We start from the raw sequence: 18,455 nt of genomic DNA on the forward strand, positions 1-18,455 counted from the left end.
GAACCAATATCGTGGTGATCTACGATCGTTGCTGACGGAAAACTTCGCCATTGTCGGTGAGTGAGTCAACGAAAAATTGGTATTAGCTCGGTATATTATCGAACTGGTACGTAAAAGATTTCCAGGTACCAGAGTTTTTCGCGCCACCAAGAGACTGGATAAGTACGCACTTGAATATACTGAGATTTAACAATTGCTTGCTACGGTTATTCGCCGGCGAAGTGAGGGGCGTAGGCTGAAGTGAGCCCGCGTAGGGCGCAATAGCGATAGCGTATTGCGCCGCATGGTTGACAAGCGGTTCGCGTGAACGCCACACCAACGCTGCATGCCGCTCGGATTTCGAGGTTTCGTCTGATGCTGCCAACCTGATCGACCTGTGCCAATGTCCATTCGGCGCAATACGCTTCGCTATTGCGCCCTACGTCGTGAGCATGGTTGGCAAGCGGTGCGTCTCGATGCTCGACAGATGTTGCATGCTGCGCGAATTTCGAGGTTTTTTCTGGTGCCGCCAACCTGCTCGCTCTGCGCTGCTTCCTTTCGGCGCAATACGCTTCGCTATTGCGCCCTACGTCGTGAGCATGGTTGGCAGGTGGTGCGTCTCAATGCTCGACCGACGTTGCATACTGCTCGAACTTCGAGATTTTTCTGGTGCCGCCAACCTGCTCGCTCTGCGCTGCTTCCTTTCGGCGCAATACGCTTCGCTATTGCTACGCCATGAACGGGGTCGGTGGATTCGATAAGGAGGGAGCAATGCCCGATTATCGTCGCGTTCGAATTCCGGGTGGGACCTATTTCTTCACGGTGAATCTGCTGGAACGCTACCCGAACGATCTGCTGGTCCGACATATCGATGCGTTGCGCGAGTCGGTGCGACGGGTTCGGCGTCGCTATCCATTTCATATAGACGCCTGGGTGGTTTTGCCGGATCACCTGCATGCCATCTGGACCTTGCCGGAAGGTGACGCCGATTACGCCAATCGGTGGCGGACCATCAAGCAGCATTTCTCGCGCGCGATCGAATCGACCGAATATCGCTCGGCGGTGCGGATGCGTCGCGGCGAGCGGGGGATTTGGCAGCGGCGTTTCTGGGAGCATGCGATTCGCGACGACCGCGATTTCGCGACGCATTGCGACTATGTGCACATCAATCCGGTGAAGCATGGCTATGTCGAGCGAACTCGGGATTGGCCGTTTTCAACCTTTTCCCGGTTCGTCGAAGCGGGTATCTATTCGGAGGATCGGGCGGTGAATCCGGCGTAGCAAGGTTGAATGGATAGAGCGGTGGCAATACCGTCCTGATCTGCATTTGATGCCCGATGGCCGTGAAACCCATCGACCACCGATTCTGACAGTTGCCTGGAATGACTCAGGAAAGTGATGGCGCAGCGCAGGAGGATGATGGGTTTCGCTGCGCTCTACTCATCCTACGCCAGCACCTTCTGACTTTCGTTCCGCTGGCTGAGTCGATAGACCTTGTAGTAGACGCACTCTGGCGGCGCGTCGGGCGCTTGCGCGGCGTCTTCGATCACGGGCTCGACATGGCTCAGTTCGATCTCGAAACGCTCGCCGTAGAGGGCGGCGATTTCTGGTGCGGCGGCGGATGCCTGGGCGGGTGACTGGCCTTCGTCGGCGTCCTCGGCGGTCAGGAGCAGGAGTTTGCGGGCCGCCGGGGTGATGGCATTCAGATGGGCGACGTAAGGGCGGCGGATGTCCTCCGGTAGCGCGGTGAAGGCGGTATGGTCATAAATGGCATCGACCGGTCCCAGATCCGCCTCGGTCATCGCGAAAAAGTCGCCACAGAGAATGCCAAGGTTCCCGTATCCCCAGCGGGTGAGCAACCCCTCGTTCCGTCGCGTGGGCTGCATCTGGTGTTCGCGAAAGAAGGCCCGAACCGCCAGTGCGCTCAATTCGATGCCGAGGACGCGATAGCCCTGCTCGACGAGCCAGAGCATGTCCAGACTCTTGCCGCAGAGCGGGACCAGCACGCGACTTCCCGGCGCCAGACCGAGACCGGGCCAGAAACGGATCAGGAGCGGGTTGACCGTTTTCTGGTGAAAGTCGGTTCGGCGGTCGCGCCAGTACTGCTGCCATAAGGCGTTGTCACGATTGATCATGCGGATTCCGGTGCAGATGACATAAAAAAGCCCAAGCCCGTGAACGGGCTTGGGCTTGGTATGTGGCGGAGAGAGAGGGATTCGAACCCTCGATAGGGGTTTAGCCTATACTCCCTTAGCAGGGGAGCGCCTTCAGCCACTCGGCCATCTCTCCGGGGTACATCTAAGGCTGGAAGTCTTGAAGCATTATAAGACTAGCACCGAAGGCCGGGCATGTTAACACGCCCGGCTTTCTTTTGCCAAATCAATCAAGCTGACCGACATGCTCGCCCGGATCGGCGACTGGTCCTCCTGCGGCCTGCTCCCGTTTGATCCGCTCGTAAATTTCTTCACGGTGGACAGCAACATCACGGGGTGCATTGACGCCGATACGAACCTGATTACCCTTGACGCCAAGTACAGTGACGGTGACTTCGTCACCAATCATGAGGGTTTCGCCGACGCGGCGAGTCAAGATTAACATCGTAGATTTCTCCCTATTTTTCCCTTATCCGACTTGATGATTTGCCCGGCCCGGCAACCCGACCTCTTCTGTGCCGTACTCCGGGAGGCTCAACCACCCCCAGACCAAGCATGAGAAACGCTTCTCACCCTGGAATTCTAACAATCGCAAAGCGATATCCATAGCTTTTCGATCAATCGCATGAAATTTAGCCGATTTGATCGATTGCAAGATTGTGACAGATTTTTCGCCAGTCCGTCGGTCGCCCGCGAGCGCGGGGGACTAAGGCGCAGGATCTCCGGCCAGGCCAAATGCTTCATGCAGTGTCCGCACGCCCAGTTCCAGATATTTTTCATCGATCACGACCGAGATCTTGATCTCGGAGGTGGAGATCATGCGGATGTTGATCCCCTCTTTGGCCAGACTGGCGAACATCTGGCTGGCGATGCCGGCATGGCTGCGCATTCCGACCCCGACCAGCGAGACCTTGACGATCTGGGTGTCGCCCAGCACCTGGCGTGCGCCCAGAGTCTGCGCAATGCCCTGGAGGATTTCCAGCGCCCGCGCATAGTCGTTGCGATGGACGGTGAAGGTGAAATCCGTCAGCGCCTCCTGTGCGGCGATGTTCTGGATGATCATGTCGACTTCGATATTGGCATCCGCAATCGGCCCCAGGATCTGATAGGCGACGCCGGGTTGATCCGGCACACCCAGCACGGTCAGCTTGGCCTCGTCGCGGCTGAAGGCGATTCCGGAGATCTTGGCGTCTTCCACAACTTCTTCCTCGAAGGTAATCAGGGTGCCCTCGCCCTCGCCAAAGCTGGAGAGGACACGCAGGGGGACTTTGTATTTGCCGGCAAACTCGACCGAACGGATCTGCAATACCTTGGAGCCGAGGCTGGCCATTTCCAGCATTTCCTCGAAGGTGATGCGGGAGAGTTTGCGGGCCTTGGGCTCGACGCGCGGATCCGTGGTGTAGACCCCGTCCACGTCGGTATAGATCTGGCACTCGTCGGCCTTGAGCGCGGCGGCGATGGCGACGGCGGAGGTATCCGAACCGCCGCGACCGAGTGTGGTGATGTCGCCCTGTTCATCGACGCCCTGGAAACCGGCGACTACGACCACCCGTCCGGCATCCAGATCGGCGCGCACGCGTGCGGCGTCGATGTCGCGGATCCGTGCCTTGTTATGGGCGCTGTCGGTGAGGATATGCACCTGCGCGCCGGTATAGGAGCGGGCCGGACAGCCCTTGGCTGCCAGCGCCATGCTCAGAAGGGCGATGGTGACCTGTTCGCCGGTGGACATGAGCACATCCAGCTCGCGCGGCTCGGGGCGCTCCTGGATCTGTTTCGCCAGTCCGATCAGCCGATCCGTCTCGCCCGACATGGCCGAGACCACCACCACGATCTGATGTCCCTGTTCGCGCCAGCGTTTGACGCGCTCGGCAACCGCCTGGATGCGCTCGACAGCGCCGACCGAGGTTCCACCGTATTTCTGCACGATCAGGGCCATCGTTTCTTCCTGTCCTGTCTGTCTTGCATTGTTTCTATCTCTACAGTTGGCAGTTGGCAGTAAACACGGCGTGCCTCCAGCTCATTTCGAGACCGCCTCTGATCGTTGTCGTTGTCGTAATCGAGGATTCGCAAGCTGACGATTACGACAACGACAACGACAACGACAACGAACGGCCTCGGAATTTCTTAAGGCGCTAGAGGCGCTAACTTGATCTGAGGATTGTCAACGACTTCTCACCCAATCCTCGACCAGCGCCAGCGCCGCTGGCAGTCCGGCTGGATCGTTACCGCCAGCCTGCGCCATGTCGGGACGCCCGCCGCCTTTGCCGCCGACTTTGGCCGCGACCGCGCCGATGAGGTCGCCAGCCTTGAAGCGGTCGGTGAGGTCTTTGGTGACGCCGGCCACCAGACTGACCTTGCCTTCGGATTCGGTCGCCAGCAGCACGACGGCTGAACCGAGTTTGTCCTTGAGCTGATCCAGGGTGACGCGCAGGCTCTTGGGATCGACGCCGTCGAGCCGCGCCGCGAGAACCTGAACACCATCGATGACAACCGCCTGCGAGGCCAGATCCTGTCCGGCTGAACTGGCAAGTTTCGACTTGATCTGCTCCAGCTCCTTTTCGAGCCGGCGCGCGCGGTCGATCAACTGCATGACGCGCTCATCGACATCCTCGCGTCCGCCCTTGAGCAGACCGGCGAGACGCAGCAGTCGATCCTCGTCCGCCTCGATCCAGTCCAGGGCATTGGCGCCGGTTGTGGCCTCAATACGGCGCACGCCGGAGGCGATACCGCCTTCGCTCAGGATCTTGAACAGCCCGATGTCGCCAACCGCCTTGACATGGGTGCCGCCGCAGAGTTCGGTGGAGAAATCGCCCATGCGCAGCACGCGCACCTGCTCGGCATATTTCTCGCCAAAGAGCGCCACGGCCCCGGACGCCTTGGCGTCATCCAGATTCATGATCCGGGTCTCGACCAGATGATTGGCGCGCACCTCGCGATTGACCATCCGTTCGATGGTCAGGAGCTGCTCGCGCGAGACCGGTTCGAAATGCGAAAAGTCGAAGCGCAGACGCTCCGGCCCGACGAGCGAGCCTTTCTGCTGCACATGCTCGCCGAGCACCTGACGCAGCGCCGCATGCAGCAGATGGGTTGCGGAGTGATTGAGCGCGATGGCGCGTCGCCGCTCGGCATCCACCTGGGCCTCGACCCGGTCGCCGACCGTCAGTTGACCCTCGGTCACGCGCCCGACATGAATCAGCACACCGTCGCCTTTCTTCTGGGTGTCAAGCACCTCGAAGCGGGCGGTTTCGGCGGTCAGCCAGCCGTGGTCGCCGACCTGTCCGCCGGATTCGCCATAAAAAGGCGAGAGATCAAGGATAACCAGACCTTCTTCACCCGTTTCCAGCACATCACAGGAATCGCCGTCGCGGTAAAGCGCCACGACCGTCGCCTCTTCCTGGAGCCGCTCATAGCCGCAGAAATCGGTCTCGCCCTGAATCTGGATCTCCAGCGTCTGACCGGCGCCAAACTGGCTCGCGGCGCGAGCGCGCTCCTTCTGTCGGCCCATCGCCTGCTCGAAACCCTCCATGTCGAGGGTCAGGTCACGCTCACGGGCGATGTCTGCGGTGAGGTCGGTCGGAAAACCATAGGTGTCATAGAGCTTGAACACGGTTTCGCCGGGGATGCGACCATCCTTCAGCCCGGCGATGGCCTCGTCGAGAATGCGCATGCCATTGTCAAGCGTCTCGGCGAACCGCTCTTCTTCCAGCAGAATGATGCGCTCGACATGCGCCTGGGCGGTGCGCAGCTCGGGATAGGCCGCGCCCATTTCGGCCACCAGCGCCGCCACCAGGCGATGAAAGAAGGGTTCGGAACAGCCGAGCCGATAACCATGACGGATGGCCCGGCGCATGATGCGGCGCAGCACATAGCCGCGTCCCTCGTTGCCGGGGGTGACGCCGTCGATGATCAGAAAGACCGCCGAACGGATATGGTCGGCGATGACGCGCAGCGATTTGTCGGCGCGATCGGCGCAGCCGGTCACGGTCGCCGCCGCCTCGATCAGATGACTGAAGAGATCGATCTCGTAATTGCTGTGCACGCCCTGCATGACCGCCGCCAGACGCTCCAGACCCATGCCGGTATCGACCGAGGGATGCGGCAGCGGGGTCAGGGTGCCGCTGGCGTCGCGGTTGAACTGCATGAAGACCAGATTCCAGATCTCGACATAGCGGTCGCCGTCCGCGTCGGGCGAGCCGGGCGGGCCGCCGGGGATCTCGGGGCCGTGGTCGTAGAAGATCTCGGAGCAGGGACCGCAGGGGCCGGTGTCGCCCATCGACCAGAAGTTGTCCTTGGCGTCGCAGCGCGAGAAACGGGCGGGATCGACGCCGATCTCCTTGAGCCAGATGTCGGCGGCCTCGTCGTCTTCGGTGAAGACCGTCACCCACAGACGCTCGGGCGGCAGCGCCAGCACACGGGTCAGATAATCCCAGGCGTATTCGATGGCCTCGCGCTTGAAATAATCGCCGAAGCTGAAATTGCCGAGCATCTCGAAAAAGGTGTGATGGCGGGCGGTATAACCGACGTTTTCCAGGTCATTGTGCTTGCCGCCGGCGCGCACGCAGCGTTGCGAGCTGACGGCGCGGTTGTAGGCGCGGCGCTCACGACCCAGAAAGACCTCTTTGAACTGCACCATGCCGGCATTGGTGAACAGCAGGGTGGGGTCATTGCCGGGGATCAGGGGGCTGGACGCCACCCGCTCATGTTGGCGCTGTGCGAAATAATCAAGAAAGCTCGCTCGAAGCTCGGCACTGGTGGTCATGGGGAAGGTCTCGATGAACCGCTGGTGGTGAACGGTCAGTCATGCCGACGCAGGAAGCGCCGGATTGAATCGGTGGGAAAACCGCGCTGTTCCAGGAAACGCGCACGCCGACCGAGGTCAGTGCGATCCGTGGGCGGTTCGTTGCCAAAACGTCGATCATGGACAGCAGCCAGGGCGTCTGCCCAATCGTCTCTCAATGGTTCCAGGTGACGGTCGATCAGCTCGTCTGCCAGCCCTTTTTCGCGCAGTTCGCCGCGAATGCGCAGTGGACCGAAGCCTTTGCCGACGCGCTCGGCGACATAGTGTTCGGCCAGACGCGACTCGTCAATGGAGCCCTCTGCCATGAGCCGATCCAGCGCCGCATCAATGTCTGCGCTGTCGAAGCCGCGTGCTGCGAGCTTATGCGCCAGTTCACGCCGCGAGTGCTCGCGCATCGCCAGGAGTTTCAGTGCCCGCTGTGCGATCTCGGTTGCCGGATCCGCAGCGGTCATCGGCTGGAAAATGGCTTGGACGTGGGAGCTCAGGATTCGTCCTCCGCCGGGAGGCCCGGCTCGTCTGCAACCGGTGCGGGGGTTGCGCGGGCGCGTGAGCGCGGCGCGGACACGGCTGGCGGCTCAGGCGTCTCGACGACCGGCTCGCCATCGGCCCGATGCAGCAGCTTGTCGCGGATCTTCGCCTCGATGGCTTGCGCAATGGCCGGATTCTCGCAGAGGTAATTGCGCACGTTGTCCTTGCCCTGACCGATGCGATTGCCGTCGTAGCTGTACCAGGCGCCTGATTTTTCGACGAAGCCCTCGGCCACGCCGATATCGATGATCTCGCCCTCACGCGAAATGCCGTGTCCATAGAGGATGTCGAATTCGGCCTGCCGGAAGGGCGGCGCGACCTTGTTCTTCACCACCTTGACCCGGGTCTCGCTGCCGATGACCTCATCGCCCTTCTTGATGCTGCCGGTGCGGCGGATGTCAAGCCGCACCGAGGCATAGAACTTGAGCGCGTTGCCGCCGGTCGTGGTTTCGGGCGAGCCGAACATCACGCCCAGTTTCATGCGAATCTGGTTGATGAAGATGACGCAGCAGTTGGAACGATTGATGTTGCCGGTGAGCTTGCGCAGCGCCTGTGACATGAGCCGCGCCTGAAGGCCCATGTGCGAGTCGCCCATCTCGCCCTCAATCTCGGCCTTGGGCGTGAGCGCCGCGACCGAGTCCACGACCACCACATCCAGCGCGCCCGAACGCACCAGCATGTCAGTGACTTCCAGCGCCTGCTCGCCGGTGTCCGGCTGGGAAACCAGCAGTTCCTTCATGTTGACGCCGAGCTTTTCGGCATAGACCGGATCAAGCGCATGCTCGGCATCGACGAAGGCCGCCGTTCCGCCCAGTTTCTGCGATTCGGCGATGATATGCAGGGTCAGCGTGGTCTTGCCGGAGGACTCGGGGCCATAGATTTCGATCACACGCCCTTTGGGCACGCCGCCGATGCCCAGTGCCAGATCAAGGCCCAGCGAGCCGGTGGAGATGGCTTCGATATTGCGCACGGTGCCGGTGTCGCCCATACACATGACCGTGCCTTTGCCGAACTGCTTGTCGATCTGACTCAGCGCAGCGGCCAACGCCTTTTTGCGGTTCTCGTCCATTTCGCCTCCGTCAAGCCTGATGCCAAACTGGAAAGGCGCGGATTATGGCATAGCCGTTTCCGGGCGTCATGGATCTAAACCGCGCCCGGTGCGGCATCTGATGTTTTTGGTTTGGAAGCGCATACCGCGCTGGTCGCGATTTAAAGCTGTTCCAGCAAGCCGTCAAGGGCGATCCGTACCGCCTGCTGACGAACCGACTCACGGTCGCCCGCCAACTGCATGCATTGCGTCACAATCCGTCCGGGCAGCCCCCAGGCAAACCACACCGTCCCCACCGGTTTCTCCGCACTGCCCCCGCCCGGCCCCGCGATCCCGCTGATGGCAATGGCGACCTGCGCCCGACTCTGCGCCAGTGCGCCAGCCGCCATTTCCTTTACCACTGGCTCGCTGACCGCGCCATGCCGGGTCAGTGTCTCCAGCGCGACGCCGAGCATTTCCTGTTTGGCGGCGTTGCTGTAGGTCACGAATCCCCGGTCGAACCAGGCGCTGCTACCGGCTACATCCGTGACCGTTTTTGCGATCCAGCCGCCGGTGCAGGACTCAGCGGTCGTCAGCATCCAGCCGCGAGCCAGCAGCCGCTCGCCGATGCGTGCGGCGAGAGAGATGAGCGATTCAGGGGTGGCTTGATCTGTCATAGAATTCAGGATAATCGCTGCTGCTCGGCGGCAATGACTGGAGCCACCATCGACATGAATGATCTGGACATCCGCTGCGAACATAAGCCATCTCCCGCCAAGCTGGAGGTGATGGGGGTCGATGATTGGGCGATCTGGAAAAAAGAGCCCTCAAGTTTCCCGTGGCGCTATGCGCAAACCGAAACCTGCTATGTACTGCGTGGGCGATTCATTGTGACGCCCGATGACGGCATGCCGCAAACCTTTGGACGCGGTGATCTCATCACCTTTCCTGCCGGGTTGTCATGCACCTGGGAGATACTGGAGTCGGTTGAAAAACATTACCGTTTCGGCTGAATCTGCCCACAGAGAGGATCGCGATATGCGTTCATCCATCCGCTTGACCGCCCCCTGGCTGGCTCTGCTCGCTTGCCTGCCGTTGCTCATTCTGGCCTCGACCCTCCGTGCGGAGGGAATGAAGATCGCCGACACCGTTTTCAAGCTCCCGCTGGCCGAGGGCGTTTCCATGGATGACGCGGTCGATTCCATGCTGCTGCGCGCCAATGCGCTGAACTTCAAGCTGGTCGCGCGGCTGCCGCTCTACAAGGAGCTGGAGGCCATGAGTGTACCGACCAGACGGGTCGAGATCTTCCAGTTCTGCGATGCCCGCATCGCCGCGCGCATGCTGGCGGTCAATCTGGACTTCGCCGCCTATCTGCCGTGCCGCATCACGCTCATCGAGGATGAGCACGGCAAGCCCTGGCTGGTGACGCTGGATCTGGATCCGGTCATTCAGATGGCCGATCTGCCGCCGGATCTCCAGGCGCTCGCCATTCAGGTGCGCGACACCATGAACGAGATCATGCAGGCCGGCGCCAGTGGCGATCTGTGAGACGATTGGCGGGAGACGGTTTTGAGAAAGCGGCTCAGGCCGCGCGCGGTCTGACTTCCATCGGGGGCAGGAAGACCGTTTTCTTGCCGAAATGGTTGATCGCCATGTCGCGTATCCGCTCAGGCGCGTTCGCATACAGCCGGATATAGACATAACCCAGATCGCCCCGGATCATCGACGCCACCCAGTCGTGCAGTTCCTGGTATTTGTTTTCCATTGCGCGTACTCCGCTTGAATCACCGTGGCGGGCAGGACTGATCTGCCGGGCGCCGCTGCGGTGTCTCTGCTCATAGAACGATTGCTGATCGGTCAGGCGGATCTTAAGTCGAAAAGATGACCGTTCTTCGCGCGTTCTGGTGCAAAGCTCAGGTTGGGCGCCGTTGCAGCATCAGCATGTAGTTCACGCCCATCCAGCGGGTCAGACCGAAAACGCGGGTGAATGGATTGACCCGCACGCCGGTCTGGTGCAGGAGCGTGAATTCGCCGCCCATACCATTGAGCACCTGCTGCGGCCTGACCAGTTTGCGGAAATGATGGGTGCCGCGCGGCAGCCAGCGCAGGATATGCTCGGCGCCGATGATGGCGATGAGCCAGGCGGCGAGGGTGCGATTGATGCTGGCGACGCACATGACCCCGCCCGGTCGCACCAGCCGACTGCAATCGGCCAGGAAATCGGGCAGATGCTCCACATGCTCGATGACCTCCATGTTGAGCACCGCATCGAACTGGATGCCTTCGCGTACCAGTTGATCGACCGTCGCCAGTCGATACGCGATCTGGAGCCCGCTCCACTGGGCGTGCATCTCGGCCACCCGGACATTTTTTGCAGTGATCTCGATGCCCGTCACCTGCGCCCCGAGACGCGCCATGGACTCGCTCAGAATGCCGCCGCCACAGCCGATGTCGAGCAGCCGCAGGCCCGCGAAAGGACGCTCCAGGCTGGCATCGCGTCCCAGCGCCGCCGCCAGCCGCTGACGGATGTAATCGACCCGAAAGGCGTTCAGCCGGTGCAGCGGCCAGAATGGCCCATCGGTGTCCCACCAGCGATGGGCCAGCCGCTCGAAATAGGCGACCTCATCCGGATCGATACTGGGTGCAGTCAAATGGACGGCGGTCATGGACAGCTCCTGTGCGGATGATTGAGTGTGACCGAAATCGTGGCGTTGGCGGGGCTTTGCAACAACATGGCGCCTGGATCGTCCTGATCGACCGCCATCAGGCTTTGATCCTGGCCAGCAGGTCGAGCAGCTCCTTTTTGTTGAGCGGCTTGGTGAGATAGCCATCGACACCGGCCGCCATTCCCGACTCGCGTTCTTCGGGCAGTGCGGCGGCGGTCAGTGCATGGATGGGCGTGCGTGGCCGTGACGGATCGGCTGCCTCACGGGCGCGGATCTGGCGGGTGGCGTCGAGTCCGCCCAGGACGGGCATCTGCATGTCCATCAGGATCAGATCAAAGTTTTCGCGCGCGAACCAGTCCACGGCTTCCTGTCCGTTCTGCGCCAGCGTGGCCTCATGCCCCCACTTACTCAACAGGGTCAGCATCAGCTTCTGATTCACGGCGTTGTCTTCCGCCAGCAGAATCTTGAGCACAACCCGCTCTTCCCGCAGCGAATGCCGTGTGATCAAAGGGGAGGGCGCATCACCCAGGCAGGTTCGACCCAGCAGGGTATGAATGGATTCCAGAAGTTCGTGCTGCGCCACCGGCTTGGTGAGAAAGGCGTCGATGCCCAGTTCGCGACAGCGGGCGCCGTGACCCCGGATGGATGCCGAGGAGAGCATGATCATCTTCAATCCGCGCAGTCGTGGATCCTGTTTGAGCGCGGCGGTCAGTTCGAAGCCGTCCATGCGGGGCATGTGATAATCGATCAGCAGCAGATCGAATGGAGTGGAGGCATTGGCCTCCAGGATTTTGAGTGCCTCCACACCGTCTTCCGCTTCGGTTGGGTGCATGCCCCATTGCAGAACCAGTCCGCTCAACACCCGCCGATTGGTCGCATTGTCATCCACCAGGAGCACCCGTTTGCCGTGGAGATCCTGGGGTGGCGGGGCGACGACCTCACGCTGGCTCAGGCCCAGCCAGAGTGTGACATGGAAGGTGCTGCCCACCCCGGTCTGGCTTTCCATCCAGATCCGCCCACCCATGAGTTCCGCCAGCCGTCTGGAAATGGTGAGCCCCAGTCCGGTTCCGCCAAAGCGACGGGTGGTGGAGCTGTCCTGCTGCGAAAAGGCATCGAAAATGCGCTGCTGATGTTCGCGCGGGATGCCGATGCCGGTATCGCGCACGGAGAAATGCAGGTTGATCCGCTCGCCAAGCGTCTCTTCCAGCAAGACGCGGAGAACCACTTCGCCACTTGCGGTGAATTTGATCGCGTTATTGATGAGATTGATGAGGATCTGGCGCAGGCGTCCCGGATCGCCAAATACCCGCTGTGGTACGCCGGGCACGATCTGGCACAGGAGTTCCAGATGCTTTTCCTCCGCCTTGACCGCCAGGGTCTTCATGACCTCGTTGATCAGTCCGTGCAGATTGAAGTCGATGGCCTCCACACTCAGCTTGCCGGCCTCGATCTTCGAGAAATCCAGAATATCGTTGATGATGGTCAGTAGACCGTCGGCGGACAGCTTGACGAGGTTGAGACAGTCGCGCTGCTCGTCCGTCAGGGGCGTTTCCAGCGCGAGTTCGGTCATGCCGAGGATGCCGTTCATGGGGGTGCGGATTTCATGGCTCATGGTAGCCATGAAATCGGACTTGGCCCGACTCGCCTCTTCCGCTTTCTCCGCGCTGCGCCGCAGTGCGACGGTCATCTCCTCCAGACGTGCGGTGTTCTCGCGCAGCTCGCTTTCCAGCGCCTCGCGCCGGGCGATTTCGACCGACAGCTCCCGATTGTGATGCTCCAGCTCATGGCGCAGACGATCCGACTCAATGTACTCGGCCTGCAGTTTGATGGCGCGCAAGCGCAGACGGTCGATGACGATGGCAGCGAAGATCAGAATGAAGGGAACAATGCTGAGCGAATAGAGAAAGGCGCGCGAACGCATGTGGCCATAGACGCTGCGTTCCGCAATCAGCGTCACCAGCGACAGCGGCGTCCCCTCGACCGTTGTGCGCAGCGCCAGACTGTCGGCAAAGGTGGTGCTGCCATCGGTCATGTCCCGCACCGGCACCAGGGTGTTTTCGGGCAGTTGAACCAGCGCCCGGGCAAACGCCCGATCCGGTGCAATCCGGCTCTCCGGCGCCGGAATATCCAGCCCGTCGGCGGACAGCAGCAATTCCTGATAGGGTTCGCCCGCCTCGCCGCCGGTTCCGGAGGAGATCAGCAGCCAGGCAAGCTGACGCAGATCACCTACCGTGACCACCACACCGCTTGGCATGCCTTTGTAAACAACCGGGGCGCTGGTGACGATCTGGCGCTGTGCGGAGTCGATGATCACCTTGACCTCGTGCTCAAAACCGGGCGGCAGACTGACCGGGGGGGCCGAGGGTTGCAGATCGGACAGGATGGCTCCGGTCTCGTCCTGATAAACAATGCGGCTGTAAATCGGCATCCCGCGCAGCTTTTTTTTCGCGACCTTCTGGCGAAAATGCGCGTCGATGGCGTCCAGGTTGGCATTGAGTCCGTACTGGAGCGACATCCCGAGGGCGCGGTTGATCAGATAGGCATTGATGTCATGGCTCTCCGCCAGCTCCGCCACGGCATTGCGACGCTCGGCGAGAAAATCGCTGATGGCCGCCGACCGCCGCTGACTGTCCGCCACCAGCCGCGCATCTGCCGCCAGACGCAGCAAATCCTGAGACGTGTAAACATTCCACAGCAGGATGAAGATATAGGCGCAGAAGACGGCCGCCAGAATCAGCGGCCAGCGCGGCAGGAGTCGATCAAAAAGCCGCATCACTAAACTGCGTCCAGAGCGAGAGGCTGAGTTTCGAGTGAGTTCAATGTTTGGCGCATCGACGCCCCTTAGCTGTGACGCGGTTTAATCCGTCATCCGGCGGATTCTATGGCGTTTGAACCATGCTGACGCTTAATCCCGGCGGGTGAAGAAGTCAGGGAAATAGCGGCGAATGCCGGGGTAATATTGATCGACCAAGCGGTCGTAGGTGCCATCCGCCTTGATTTTCAAAAGGTATTCGTCGAAGGCGTCGCGCAGCGCGGGCGCATCCCTGGGAAAGGCGGCGGCCAGATCCTGATGTTCGGAGATGGGGCCGATGACCTTGATCTGTCCCGCCCATTTTCTCAGGTCGAGAATGGCGTCAGGCACGTCCAGCAGCGACAGTTCCGCCTCTTCATTAAGCAGGGCTGGAACCATTTCATTCAGATTGGTGTTGCGGGTATAGGATTTGAGATCAATCCCGACCCCTTTCAGACCGTAGTTGGCCGGGTCCAGACAGGTGCGCTCCATGACCAGCAGACTGTGATGACCGATGAGCGCCTTGGTCTCCTGAATGTCCAGGGCGAGATCGTCGCTGCCCTTGATCGGGGTGAAATTCGAATCGGAGCGGGCGATCAGCAGGACTTGCGATGGAAAGGTCGGTTTGGAATAGAGCAGGACGGCCTGACGCCAGGGCAGCACCGTGAACCCCGTGGCAATCATGTCGCCCTTCACCGGATAATCACCTTCCAGTGTTACCTCGCCATCTTTGCGCACTACATCCTTGCCCAGCAGATCCCGGATCACATTGTAAAAATCCGAATAGACCAGGGTGTATTTCACCCCGAGATGCTTGGCGAAACCCTGCACGAGTTCCACATCGAAGCCATCGCCGGCGCCGGTGACGAAATTGGCGTAGCGGATACCGAGATGACGCAGCTCGCCGCGCGACCTGATCTCGTCGAGATCGGCCGCCAGACTGGCGGAGACCATTGCTGTCAACAGGAGCGCGGCAAAAAACTGAATGACGTATTGAGTTTTCATCGGTCGTCCTCGATTCCAGTGCATGTGTCTGTTGCGGTTGAGAGCGGAATATTACGCTGAAATTGACACCCGATTTCTGGTCAGCGCAACTCAGGCCGCGTCCCGACCAAAAGCCGCGAATGCGCCAGACGTCGCATGTGCTCGACACCCGGCATTCCGTTCTGGACGCCGTTTCATTCGAGGGTCTGTCCGTGCTCCGGGTGCCGGGCATCCAGGGCGTTGAGCGTATCCGCGAGCGGGATTTACAGGCAGGGCGTTTCGGTTCCGGGACGGATAAAATCGGCGTACAGCGCGGCGATCAGCGCCGGTTCCATCGGCTTGCCGATCAGATAGCCCTGAATTTCGGTCACCCCCAGGGCTTCGACGAAGTCGCACTGGCGCAGGGTCTCGACGCCTTCGGCAATAATGCTCAGACCCAGTGTCTGGCCGATGGCGGTGACGGCGCGCACGATGGCGCGGTCGGCCTGAACACGGGTGATGTTCCTGACAAAGGCCTGATCGATCTTGATGGTGTCGATGGGAAAGCGCAGCAGATATTCCAGCGAGGAATGTCCGATGCCGAAGTCGTCGATGGCGATTTTGATCTCCGCGTTGCGCAGACGCCCCAACAGACCGATGGCGCTGGCCGGATCCTGCATCGCCAGACTTTCGGTGATTTCAAGTTCGATGCTGGCCGGTCTGGCGCCGACACGCTGAATGGTTTCCAGGATCCTTTCAAACATCGCCGCGTCAAGAAACTGCTGCGGCGAAAGATTGATGCCGACACGCAGATCGATTCCGGCCTGGGTCCAGCGGCAGGACTGTCGGCAGGCTTCCTCCAGAACCCACTGACCCACGGCTGAAATCAGCCCCAGATTTTCCAGCAGCGGGATGAAGCGTGAAGGCGGAACCAGCCCCAGGGTCGGATGCCGCCAGCGCAGCAGGGATTCCACACCGACGATCCGTCCGGCGCGCAGATCCATCTGGGGCTGATACAGGAGAAAAAACTGCTCTCTGTCGAGCGCCTCGTGGAGTGCATGTTCCAGTGCCAGCGTCTCGCTGAACGCTGCGTGCGAGTCCGCCTTGGGGGCGGCCATGACCACGGGTCTCCCCTGGACGCGTGCCAGACGCTGCGCCTCCTGCGCCTGGGTCAGCAACTGATTGGCCTCAGCGCCATGATCAGGAAAGCAGGCGATCCCGGACGAGAATGTCAGGATGGTGTCCTGTTCGACAAGATGGAATGGGCGACGCAGGCTGAACAGGATCGATTCGAGGCGCTCAATGGCTGCATCCTTATCAGGGGCATGCAGGAGCAGGGCGAAATCGTCTCCCCCGACCCGGGCGACCGCATCCGGACTGAGCAGGAGACGCTGCAAGCGGTGCGCGATCTCGGTCAGCAGCCGGTCGCCGACCGCTTCGCCCAGGGCGTCGTTGTGACGGTGAAAACTGACGATATCGATCCAGCCCACCAGCAGGGCGCCGCCTGCATCCGCCGCGATGGATTTCAGTGCGTCGCCGATCTGCCGCAGGAACAGCCGGCGATTGCCAAGGTCGGTCAATTCGTCGTGCAGCGCCAGATGATCCACCAGCGCCGCCGTCCGGCGCATGTCGGTCACATCCTGAAAGGCGCCGACAAACAGATTGCCATCGCTGCCGTGCCCGCCACGCTCGCCGACCAGATGCACCAGCCGCTCGCCGCCGTCGGCAATCAGCCTGAGTTCGAGTTCAAGCTGGCCCTCGGTCTCGCGAATCAGATTCAGCGCCCGCTGCGCCCGTCCCCGGTCATCAGGGTGGATGGCGGCGAGAAACTCATGGAGATGGCTGAAACGCTGACCGGCAATGCCGGTCAGCGCCTCCAGATCGTCGGACCAGTGCAGCGAATCGTCGGTCAGCCGCCATTCCCAGAACGCCAGTCTGGCGATGCGTCGGGCCGAGGTCTGACGCAGCCGGTTCTGGCGCACCTCGCGGTTCAGGCGACCCGCACGCAGGGCATAGCGAACACGTTGAGTCAGCAGGGTCCAGTTGATCGGTTTGGTGATAAAATCGGTGGCACCCGCGTTGAAGGCGCTGTCGATGGCCTGCATGTCGTCGGCCCCGGTCAGCATGATGACCGGCGTGCCCTGGTCGTGATCGATCACACGCATGCGAAAACAGGCCTCGAAGCCATCCATGACCGGCATCATGACATCCAGCAGGACGAGTTCGGGACGTTGCTGCTCGAAGAGCCTGACCGCTTCGGCGCCATCGCGGGCCTCAATGATCGCGAATCCCTGGCGGGCTAAAACGCCCCTCAGCAACTGGCGTGTGGAGTGATCGTCATCGACAATCAGCAGGCGGCCACGATGTTCCTGACGAGCGTCGAGATCAGCCATCATTACCCTCTGCCCACCAGGCCAATGAGCCAGATTCCAGTTCGTATCTGTCCGGCACTATATCAACATTCACAGATCAGGGAAGCCTGTGACGGTGAACCGGTCATCCAAACTCCATCGCAAATCAGGCTGGGGCCGCGCAATGAACTACCTGGACCAACAGACTCTGGACGAATTGCTGGACATTCTGGGCGAGGACGATCTTCATGCGATCACGTCCGGTTTCGTCGCTCAACTGGACGCTGAATTACATGATCTGGCGCAGTGCTGCAATCAGGCGGATCTGCCGGGGGTTGCCCGGATCGCGCATTCGCTCAAGGGTGGTGCAGGCAATCTGGGCGCGAGCGTCCTGTCAGTGGCGGCAGCAACACTGGAGCGTCACGCACGGGTGGGCGATTCCGCCACCGTGGGCACGGTGATGACGGGGCTGCCGGAGATCGTCCGCAACACGGTTGCTGAACTCCGGCAAGGAGGTTACACGCCACCGGCGCTCCAGGGATGAGAGCTATGACGCTTTCGTATGCGCTTTCAAGGTGACGAGCAGCGCCGGAATCTCCTGCGTTGCCGCCACCCACAGAATATCCGCGTCGATATCGAAATATGCATGGATCAGCCGATTACGCATCCCGACCATGGCTTTCCAGGGAATGTCCGAACAGATTTGCCGGGTGTCGTCCGAGACCTTGCTCGCCGCTTCGCCAATGATCTCGATGGCACGCACCAGCGCAAACAAAAGCATCCGGTCGCGATCCAGTTCAGAACGCTGGCGTCCATTGATGAACCGGCACACATCCTCCGCCGCCTCGATCATATGCAGAAAGCGAATGCGATCCTTATCGTGCATACTGAACCTCAGCGGTTCGCAAGACTTCATTGCGGAAATGGCGTGACAGATCGCCCGGCGTGCGTAAATCGACCGCGCATCCGCCGAGCATTTCCGACAACTCATCTTCCATTCCGGCCAGACCAAGCAAGCCGGGAGTATGCTCAGGATCAAACTCGACCAACAGATCGATATCGCTATCGGGTCGAGCCAGTCCAGTCAACTGTGAACCAAACAGCGACAGGCGACGGATGAAATGCCGCTCACAGAAATCGACCAAGGCGTTTTCATTGAGATGCAAAGTTAAGTGCATGATATTTCACCTGGGATCTGT

18 protein-coding genes and 1 tRNA gene are annotated in these 18,455 nt (G+C 60.8%); 4 read left to right on the forward strand and 15 right to left on the reverse strand.

Features of this window, described 5'->3' with window-relative positions; translation table 11 throughout:
• The first annotated feature begins 750 nt into the window (after positions 1 to 750).
• Positions 751 to 1,260 carry an REP-associated tyrosine transposase gene (locus tag EDC35_RS16755; protein WP_132978419.1) on the forward strand — a complete coding sequence of 170 codons (510 nt, stop codon included), beginning with the start codon at positions 751 to 753 and terminating at the stop codon, positions 1,258 to 1,260.
• Positions 1,261 to 1,424: 164 nt separating this feature from the next.
• On the opposite strand, the gene EDC35_RS16760 is transcribed toward EDC35_RS16755, so the two are convergent.
• The 8 genes from EDC35_RS16760 to pncC all read right to left on the reverse strand — a co-directional run bounded on the left by EDC35_RS16760 (position 1,425) and on the right by pncC (position 9,162).
• The gene (locus tag EDC35_RS16760; RefSeq protein ID WP_132978420.1) at positions 1,425 to 2,114 is read right to left on the reverse strand and encodes a thiopurine S-methyltransferase; all 690 of its coding nucleotides are present in this window, start codon (positions 2,112 to 2,114) and stop codon (positions 1,425 to 1,427) included.
• 63 nt (positions 2,115 to 2,177) lie between these two features.
• Positions 2,178 to 2,268 (reverse strand) — tRNA-Ser (locus tag EDC35_RS16765).
• Positions 2,269 to 2,358: 90 nt separating this feature from the next.
• Positions 2,359 to 2,577: a carbon storage regulator CsrA gene (csrA, locus tag EDC35_RS16770; RefSeq protein ID WP_132978421.1), complete on the reverse strand. Its 219-nt coding sequence runs from the start codon at positions 2,575 to 2,577 to the stop codon at positions 2,359 to 2,361.
• Between the two features lie 261 nt (positions 2,578 to 2,838).
• Positions 2,839 to 4,068 (reverse strand): aspartate kinase, encoded by a 1,230-nt coding sequence (locus tag EDC35_RS16775; protein WP_132978422.1) that lies wholly within the window; start codon positions 4,066 to 4,068, stop codon positions 2,839 to 2,841.
• 225 nt (positions 4,069 to 4,293) lie between these two features.
• Positions 4,294 to 6,891, reverse strand: a complete 2,598-nt coding sequence (gene alaS, locus EDC35_RS16780; RefSeq protein ID WP_132978423.1) for an alanine--tRNA ligase — start codon at positions 6,889 to 6,891, stop codon at positions 4,294 to 4,296.
• Between the two features lie 35 nt (positions 6,892 to 6,926).
• Positions 6,927 to 7,382, reverse strand: coding sequence for a regulatory protein RecX (locus EDC35_RS16785; RefSeq protein WP_132978424.1), 456 nt, complete (start codon positions 7,380 to 7,382; stop codon positions 6,927 to 6,929).
• 29 nt (positions 7,383 to 7,411) lie between these two features.
• Entirely contained in the window at positions 7,412 to 8,527 is a 1,116-nt protein-coding gene (gene recA, locus EDC35_RS16790) for a recombinase RecA (protein ID WP_165903463.1), read from the reverse strand.
• A gap of 140 nt (positions 8,528 to 8,667) precedes the next feature.
• Positions 8,668 to 9,162, reverse strand: a complete 495-nt coding sequence (gene pncC, locus EDC35_RS16795; RefSeq protein WP_132978425.1) for a nicotinamide-nucleotide amidase — start codon at positions 9,160 to 9,162, stop codon at positions 8,668 to 8,670.
• Positions 9,163 to 9,216: 54 nt separating this feature from the next.
• Here pncC and EDC35_RS16800 point away from each other — a divergent pair, with 54 nt between their 5' ends.
• Together EDC35_RS16800 and EDC35_RS16805 are read left to right on the forward strand one after the other, a co-directional pair.
• Positions 9,217 to 9,498 carry a cupin domain-containing protein gene (locus tag EDC35_RS16800; protein ID WP_132978426.1) on the forward strand — a complete coding sequence of 94 codons (282 nt, stop codon included), beginning with the start codon at positions 9,217 to 9,219 and terminating at the stop codon, positions 9,496 to 9,498.
• 25 nt (positions 9,499 to 9,523) lie between these two features.
• Positions 9,524 to 10,033 (forward strand): DUF302 domain-containing protein, encoded by a 510-nt coding sequence (locus EDC35_RS16805; RefSeq protein ID WP_132978427.1) that lies wholly within the window; start codon positions 9,524 to 9,526, stop codon positions 10,031 to 10,033.
• Between the two features lie 34 nt (positions 10,034 to 10,067).
• Here EDC35_RS16805 and EDC35_RS16810 read toward each other — a convergent pair whose 3' ends face one another.
• From EDC35_RS16810 to EDC35_RS16830, 5 genes are all read right to left on the reverse strand, one after another.
• Positions 10,068 to 10,250: a hypothetical protein gene (locus EDC35_RS16810; protein ID WP_132978428.1), complete on the reverse strand. Its 183-nt coding sequence runs from the start codon at positions 10,248 to 10,250 to the stop codon at positions 10,068 to 10,070.
• A gap of 148 nt (positions 10,251 to 10,398) precedes the next feature.
• Positions 10,399 to 11,151 (reverse strand): bifunctional 2-polyprenyl-6-hydroxyphenol methylase/3-demethylubiquinol 3-O-methyltransferase UbiG, encoded by a 753-nt coding sequence (gene ubiG, locus EDC35_RS16815; protein WP_132978429.1) that lies wholly within the window; start codon positions 11,149 to 11,151, stop codon positions 10,399 to 10,401.
• Positions 11,152 to 11,248: 97 nt separating this feature from the next.
• A complete protein-coding gene (locus EDC35_RS16820) occupies positions 11,249 to 13,924 on the reverse strand; it encodes a response regulator (RefSeq protein WP_132978430.1) in 2,676 nt (891 codons plus the stop codon).
• A 132-nt stretch (positions 13,925 to 14,056) separates the two neighbouring features.
• Positions 14,057 to 14,947 (reverse strand): transporter substrate-binding domain-containing protein, encoded by an 891-nt coding sequence (locus EDC35_RS16825; protein ID WP_132978431.1) that lies wholly within the window; start codon positions 14,945 to 14,947, stop codon positions 14,057 to 14,059.
• Between the two features lie 242 nt (positions 14,948 to 15,189).
• On the reverse strand, positions 15,190 to 17,301 hold the full coding sequence (locus EDC35_RS16830; protein ID WP_132978432.1) for a putative bifunctional diguanylate cyclase/phosphodiesterase: 2,112 nt from the start codon (positions 17,299 to 17,301) through the stop codon (positions 15,190 to 15,192).
• 139 nt (positions 17,302 to 17,440) lie between these two features.
• Here EDC35_RS16830 and EDC35_RS16835 point away from each other — a divergent pair, with 139 nt between their 5' ends.
• Entirely contained in the window at positions 17,441 to 17,800 is a 360-nt protein-coding gene (locus EDC35_RS16835; protein WP_132978433.1) for an Hpt domain-containing protein, read from the forward strand.
• Between the two features lie 3 nt (positions 17,801 to 17,803).
• Here the strand turns inward: EDC35_RS16835 and EDC35_RS16840 are convergent, their stop codons facing one another.
• Positions 17,804 to 18,109, reverse strand: coding sequence for a HepT-like ribonuclease domain-containing protein (locus EDC35_RS16840; protein ID WP_243651757.1), 306 nt, complete (start codon positions 18,107 to 18,109; stop codon positions 17,804 to 17,806).
• Positions 18,110 to 18,131: 22 nt separating this feature from the next.
• The gene (locus EDC35_RS16845; protein WP_132978435.1) at positions 18,132 to 18,434 is read right to left on the reverse strand and encodes a nucleotidyltransferase family protein; all 303 of its coding nucleotides are present in this window, start codon (positions 18,432 to 18,434) and stop codon (positions 18,132 to 18,134) included.
• Positions 18,435 to 18,455: the final 21 nt, after the last annotated feature.

This window comes from Thiobaca trueperi, from assembly GCF_004342175.1.
Classification (GTDB): Bacteria; Pseudomonadota; Gammaproteobacteria; order Chromatiales; family Chromatiaceae; genus Thiobaca; species Thiobaca trueperi.